Consider the following 6,163-nt stretch of genomic DNA (forward strand, 5'->3'; position numbering starts at 1 on the left):
AGGAAAGCCTGCGTCGCAATCGTCAATCCTGCTGAATAGGTATATGGATAAAGTCCCATGTAATAGTGGATCTGACGCATCCAGGTGAGCTCTGCGCCTGGTTCCAGTTCAACTGAATCTCCCCAGAATTCTTCCAGGACGTCACGCGGTAATTCACTCAACTTGTTGGCATCGAAACTCTTGCCTGCATCGATCAAGCGGTACACTTCACGCTGGTATGCGGCTTCAAGTAAATGCGTCACAAAGTTATGGAAGTATGTTTTTGAGATCATTTTAGATAGCACATTACGTTCCATCCGCGGATCTTCCGCTTTGTCTTTCAAGTAATCCGTTAAGAGCAACTCATTAAAGGTCGACGGTCCTTCGATTATGTACAAGGATGGACGCGCACTCGTTAACGGGTTGTTTTCATTTGATAAGATCCCCTGACCCGCATGTCCTAATTCATGGAACAAGGTATAGGCATCGGCTAATTGACCTGTATAAGTCACCATGACAAAAGGATGTTTGCCGTAAGTTGTTGAACAGAAAGCGCCGGAACGTTTCCCGTTGTTTTGTGCAAAGTCGACCCAGCGTTCTGGATAAGCGCGTAAAATCATGTTCACGTAATCTTCGCCGAGAGGTGCCATGGCTTCCTTCACAAGGTCTTTCGATTCTTCAATGCTTACCGGTGTGGTGTAGTCCGGATCCAGGTCCACTTTCAAGTCGGCATAGGTCATTTTATCCAGACCGTGAACGTCTTTCAAGTGCGTGATGAATTTGCGCATGACGGGTGCAAAATCAGTCATGATCATATCGATCTGACGGTGATATAACTCCTGGTCGACTTCCTGACTTTCAAGTAAATAGTCAAAAATCGAATCATAGCCACGCATGGTTGCCAGTGTTTTTTCTTTCTGAAGATGCGTATAATAACCGGTCGCCACAACGTTTTTATATTGACCCAAAACTTTACTGAATTGGTCGTAAGCCGCCCGACGGATTTTCGGATCATCCGAGTACATATACACTTCTTCATATAAAACAAAACTGAGTGGGTATTCCTTACCGTCCACTTCGAATGTGCCGTAATCGGCATCTGCCGAACGGGCTTGTTCAAAAATTTCTGAAGGTGCTTCAAAGACTGGTGAAAGTTGCGCCAGGGCTTCTTCTACATTCGGATCGAGTTTAGCCAGTTTGGATTTTTTTATTTGTCTTATAAAGGCCGCATAAGTTGCTTCTTTAGCAACCACAGAATCTAACGTGCTTTCATCTAGATCCTCGATTTGAGATTTAAAGAAACTCAATTTAGCACTGACACCGGCTAACACATTGGATGTAAAGCGTGCCTGTTGCAACGCTTCGCCGTCAAAGATGTCTACCGATACCGGCAAGCGCCCATATTGGCCCAGGTGTGAAGCTTTGGCTATGATGTCTTCGTACTCTTTAATGGCCTCAATGACTGTATTTGTATCTGTGAGATTACCTTTATATTTTGTTGAAAATGCCTCAACTTCTTTTGGCAATGCCGTTAATGCTTCTTCAAAAGCTGCTTCACTAGGAAAAATAGCACTAAGGTCCCATTTTAAGTCTTCGGCAACGCTTGAACGATCTAGTATTTTTTCTGACATGTTTTTCTCTCCTTTGATTCTTTCAAATTTATGACGTTGTGTCATATCTACTAAAAAAAAATTGCTCATGTCGGTATTATAGCATGATTATCCCAGCAATGTGAGACTTTTTTAATAATTTCCGATATAAAACTCGTTCTTTTATCATCGTTCTATAATCATAATCAGTTATAAAAATACCCTGATACATCGCTTGGACAATGCCTCAGGGTCGGTTATTCGTTTATACTTTTTTAATAGCCTGCCTCATAGTCGACAATATTTTCAGGTATCTCCTGTCCGTTTACAAAGGCACGTAAGTTTTCCAGAAAAATCGGAAAGGCGCTCGCGTTGTAATCTTCCAGACTTCCAGATATATGCGGTGTCAGGAGAACATCTTTCCGGCTGTAGATCGGATGCTTTTTAGGCAGGGGCTCTTCATGCACGACATCCAAGGCAGCATATTCCAACCAGTTCTCATCCAGCGCTTTGAGTAAATCAGCAGTGACCACCGTCTGACCGCGTCCCACATTCACAAAAACAGCGGAACTTTTCATTGCTCTGAATTTCCCTAAATCGAACAGACCGTCTGTTTCATCAGTCAGCGGCAAGATGTTGATGACGAAATCCGCTTGAGGTAGCACATCATCCAGCTGATCTTGTGTCACGAGTTCATCCATATGCTCAACTGGACGTCCACTTCTGTTGACACCAATCGTTTTCATCCCAAATGCTTGAGCCACTTTTCCTGTCTGCGTACCAATGGCCCCTGTTCCGACGATCAGCATGGTTTTTTGATTGAGTTCGGTCGCTTCTGATGCCGGACTCCATTTTCCCTGACGCTGCATAATTAAGGAATGACCGATTTGACGCGTGTAATTCAAGATCATACCAAAGATGGATTCCGTGATCGCGTGGCCGTGGATACCGCTCGCATTCGTCAGTGTGACGCCGAGCTCTTCAAGTTTATTCAAATCAACATAGTCGACTCCGGCTGAAGCAAGTTGGACCCATTCAAGCTTATTTTCAGTTTTATTCAGCAGTTCAGCAGCTAAGTCTCTATCCCATCCGTAAATAACTTTTACTTCAGAGATATCTTCAACCTCGCTCAATGACTCTATGATTTCATATGAAGGTGCCGTTTCGTTTATTTTCTTTCGCTGTTCATCATTTAACGATATGTAACTCAATAATTTGTCTGACACAAACGTCCTCTCCTTCAGTTCGATTTCACTCGGTAACGCTATTGTTCCTCGATGGCGTTGTATTCTCCAGTGATAACATCTAATTTTTGCATTTCATCGGTTACGACATTATAACGATAAATACCGATCAGATTAGAAAACGCCACACCGTCTTGTTCGACAGCTTCGCGCGCTTCGACTTGTACCCAGTTCTCTTGTGCATAATTGACAAAATAGAAGTAATTTTCTCCTTCAACTACAGCGCGGTCCAATACCTGTTCGAAAGCGTGATTTTCGGCTTCCTCTTTTGTCATAGCAATTTTTTCGGTTGTTTCTGATTCATCCGTTGCTTCTGCATCCACTACCGGTTCATTTTTTTGCACTTCTTTCTCAGTTAAAAACGATCCCAACTCTTCGTCTGTCGCTTCTGAAAGAGACTGTTCCTTGGCTGCCTCATATTCTTCACTTAACAGTGTTGATTGACGTTCTTCTGGATACTCTGAGGTCACGTGACTTTCGGTTGTTTCTTTGGCATTTTCTGTCTGCTGCTGACTGATTTCTTCTTTCAGATCCTCTGCTTCAGCTTTCAAGAGTTCATTGTCTGATAAATCGTTTTGAAGCAGTCTGGATAACGTTCCGGCTGCGGCATCCAGTTCTCCGCTATAATATTCGTCTTTAGCTTGCTCCAGTAAGGCATACTGCGGGTCAGCGGGTTCTCCTTCGGTCGGGATTTCTTCCTCATCAACGAGCTCAGATGTTGCCTTATCTGTACTTGAGTCATTTTCGGTTGAGCTTTCTTCGGTGGGCGTGCTTGTTTCTGTCTCATCAGCCTGACATGCTGCCAAACCGAAACTTAGGGCAACGAGCGGCATAATATATTTTCTGTTTTTCATTATGGATTTCCCCCTCTATCTGTTTAACTGTCCAATTCATGATATGCAGCGTATACTTCACGCTTTGGTATGTCTCTTAATAGGGCTACTTCTTTTATTGCCTGTTTGCTGGAAAAAGAGTAATTCTCCATGATGAATTCGACATGTTCTTTTAATGTCCACTTTTCCCAAACTTTGTCTTCTTCGGTATCGGCGTGTTCATTGCCTTCCACGATGATCACAAATTCTCCCCGTATTTTTTCGTTATTCAACCAATCGACCACTTCTTCAGTGGTTCCACGAATAAATTCTTCGAACCGCTTGGTTACTTCACGCGCAAGCACCAGTTTCCTTTCAGCGCCGAAGACGTCACTCATCGCTTCGACCACTTGTTTGACACGATGCGGTGATTCGTAAAAGACAAGTGTCTCTTGCCTCTTATTCAGTTCTTCCAGTTCGGCGATCAACTCTTTTTTCTTGCGCGGTAAAAAGCCTAGAAAGTAAAACGGTTGTGGAGATAGGCCCGATGCGATCAAGGCTGTCAAGGCTGCATTCGGTCCGGGTAACGGAACGACGGAGATATCCGCTTCGATCGCCGCTTTCACCAGATCGACTCCCGGATCACTTATCGAAGGCATCCCGGCATCACTCACTTGAGCGATCGAATACCCGTTGAGGAGTTTATCAATGAGCTGTGGTGTCCGTTCTTTTGAATTGTGTTCGTGAAAACTGATCTGGTGCGTAAAGATCTCAAAATGATTCAACAGTTTCTGTGTGTTTCTGGTATCCTCTGCGGCGATCAGATCGACCTCTTTCAAGATGTTGACCGCCCGAAAGGTCATGTCTTCTAAATTACCGATGGGTGTCGGAACTAGATATAATATCCCCGTCTCCTGCTTTTCGAAACTCTTTTGTGTCTCAATCATGTTTGCCTGTCACCTCTTTCACTACACACGTGGCTTGCTGCCTAAATGGCAATTCAACACCGTGCTGTTTTAAATAATCGTCTTTTTGTTTACGTATCAACTTTTTGAACGCGGCTTCTGCTTTGGTCGCTTCGCTGCGGGTGGCATACGCTTCAGCGTAGAGCATGCTTAACGGGCGACGACGTTTAGGCCGCGTGTATTTGGCCCCGACTCCGTCATTGTGTTCTTTCAGTCGTCTGGTTAAATCAGTGGTATAACCACCGTACAGCGACCCGTCTTTACAGTGTAAAACATAAAAGTAACTCGTTTGTGCCTCACTCATCGCCGTAGATCATCCTTCTCACTTCTGGAAAATACTCCCCATTATCATCAAACACATATAAAGGCGGGAGGATTTTCAGCCCAGTTTCTTTCCCTTGTTTGATGCCTTCTATCAGTATCATATTGGCCTCTTTATCTGGTTTAGGATAGACAAACCGGATGCGTTTAGGTGCCAGATCGACGGCCCGCATTTCGTCCATGATCTCCAGAAACCGTTCAGGTCTGTGTACGAAATAGGCTTTCCCCTTAGTTTTAAGCAAGCCTGCGGAAACAGTCATCAACTCTCTCAGCGTCAGATGCAGTTCGTGCCTGGCGATAGCTAGATGTTCATTCGGATTTTTCCGGCTCGCATCCGACACAATGAAATAAGGTGGGTTACAGGTCAGTACATCCACTGAATCCTTTTTAATGTGCGTCGTTGCTTCATTGACATCACCGTGGATCATCTCGACTTGATCCTCTAACTGATTCAGTTGGATGCTTCGCTGCGCCATATCGACGAGCCGGTCCTGTAGTTCCAAGGCTATTATTTTACTCTTGGTTTTTTGACTCAGCATCAATGCCACTGCGCCGTTGCCCGAACACAAATCAACGACCCTGGCCCGGTTATGTTTAGGGACCTTAGCAAAATCGCCTAACAAGACTGCATCAAGAGAAAATGAAAAGACAGACGGACTTTGTATGATTTCTAAATCGTATTGCATCAGCTGATCGATGCGTTCATCGTTTTTTAATTGAATCTCCACTATACTCTTGCTTCCTTTATTATCATTTTACTCAGTATACCAAAAACATCATCGCTTTTTGCTTCTTTTTGATAAATTAAAAAAGACTGTAGAATTGACAAAAGCCGCTCACAAGTGAGCGGCTTTCTATAATCAAAAATAAATATTTCTAAAGTGAATCATGGGTATTACCATTCATATGAATATGACTAAGTTTCTCATTTATACGACACGATCCCTACCTCTATCGTGTCCTTACAACTCCATAGCTGCGCCAGTTTGAATAAATTTCTTTAAAACGTGTTTATATTATATTTCATATTTACTTTTAACGTCCTTACAATATACCATTTTCCGGGGAAATATGCAAATGGCCGCCTTTTATCATTTGATTTTCGCTCTATTCGGTTCACACAAAACACTTTTCGCCTGAGTTTGCCGAAGATGCCCTGTCTTCGGTTCACTCGACGCACTTTCCACCTGAGTTTGCCGAAGGTGCCCTGTCTTCGGTCCACTCGACGCACTTTCTGCCTGAGTTTGCCGAAG

Annotated in this window: 6 protein-coding genes; all 6 read right to left on the bottom strand. The window is 43.7% G+C overall.

Features of this window, described 5'->3' with window-relative positions:
* Window positions 1-1,610: oligoendopeptidase F (gene pepF, locus R6U02_RS02980; protein WP_410262152.1), on the bottom strand; the 1,610-nt coding region annotated here is incomplete at its 3' end.
* Window positions 1,611-1,843: 233 nt separating this feature from the next.
* Window positions 1,844-2,794, bottom strand: coding sequence for an NAD(P)-dependent oxidoreductase (locus R6U02_RS02985; protein WP_410262153.1), 951 nt, complete (start codon window positions 2,792-2,794; stop codon window positions 1,844-1,846).
* A 38-nt stretch (window positions 2,795-2,832) separates the two neighbouring features.
* The gene (locus R6U02_RS02990; RefSeq protein WP_410262154.1) at window positions 2,833-3,666 is read right to left on the bottom strand and encodes a hypothetical protein; all 834 of its coding nucleotides are present in this window, start codon (window positions 3,664-3,666) and stop codon (window positions 2,833-2,835) included.
* A gap of 23 nt (window positions 3,667-3,689) precedes the next feature.
* The gene (rsmI, locus tag R6U02_RS02995; protein ID WP_410262155.1) at window positions 3,690-4,571 is read right to left on the bottom strand and encodes a 16S rRNA (cytidine(1402)-2'-O)-methyltransferase; all 882 of its coding nucleotides are present in this window, start codon (window positions 4,569-4,571) and stop codon (window positions 3,690-3,692) included.
* Window positions 4,564-4,893, bottom strand: coding sequence for a GIY-YIG nuclease family protein (locus tag R6U02_RS03000; protein WP_410262156.1), 330 nt, complete (start codon window positions 4,891-4,893; stop codon window positions 4,564-4,566). Before R6U02_RS03000 ends, rsmI begins: the two co-directional genes overlap by 8 nt.
* Window positions 4,886-5,596 carry a tRNA1(Val) (adenine(37)-N6)-methyltransferase gene (locus tag R6U02_RS03005; RefSeq protein WP_410262157.1) on the bottom strand — a complete coding sequence of 237 codons (711 nt, stop codon included), beginning with the start codon at window positions 5,594-5,596 and terminating at the stop codon, window positions 4,886-4,888. Before R6U02_RS03005 ends, R6U02_RS03000 begins: the two co-directional genes overlap by 8 nt.
* Window positions 5,597-6,163 lie beyond the last annotated feature (567 nt).

The sequence above is a fragment of the Alkalibacterium sp. genome, from assembly GCF_046484155.1.
Lineage (GTDB): Bacteria > Bacillota > Bacilli > Lactobacillales > Carnobacteriaceae_A > Alkalibacterium.

Excerpts from the sequence above, each read along its gene's own strand:
- R6U02_RS02990 (WP_410262154.1), bottom strand. The coding sequence starts at position 3,666 with ATGAAAAACAGAAAATATATTATGCCGCTCGTTGCCCTAAGTTTCGGT.
- rsmI (WP_410262155.1), bottom strand. The coding sequence starts at position 4,571 with ATGATTGAGACACAAAAGAGTTTCGAAAAGCAGGAGACGGGGATATTA.
- R6U02_RS03000 (WP_410262156.1), bottom strand. The coding sequence starts at position 4,893 with ATGAGTGAGGCACAAACGAGTTACTTTTATGTTTTACACTGTAAAGAC.
- R6U02_RS03005 (WP_410262157.1), bottom strand. The coding sequence starts at position 5,596 with ATGCAATACGATTTAGAAATCATACAAAGTCCGTCTGTCTTTTCATTT.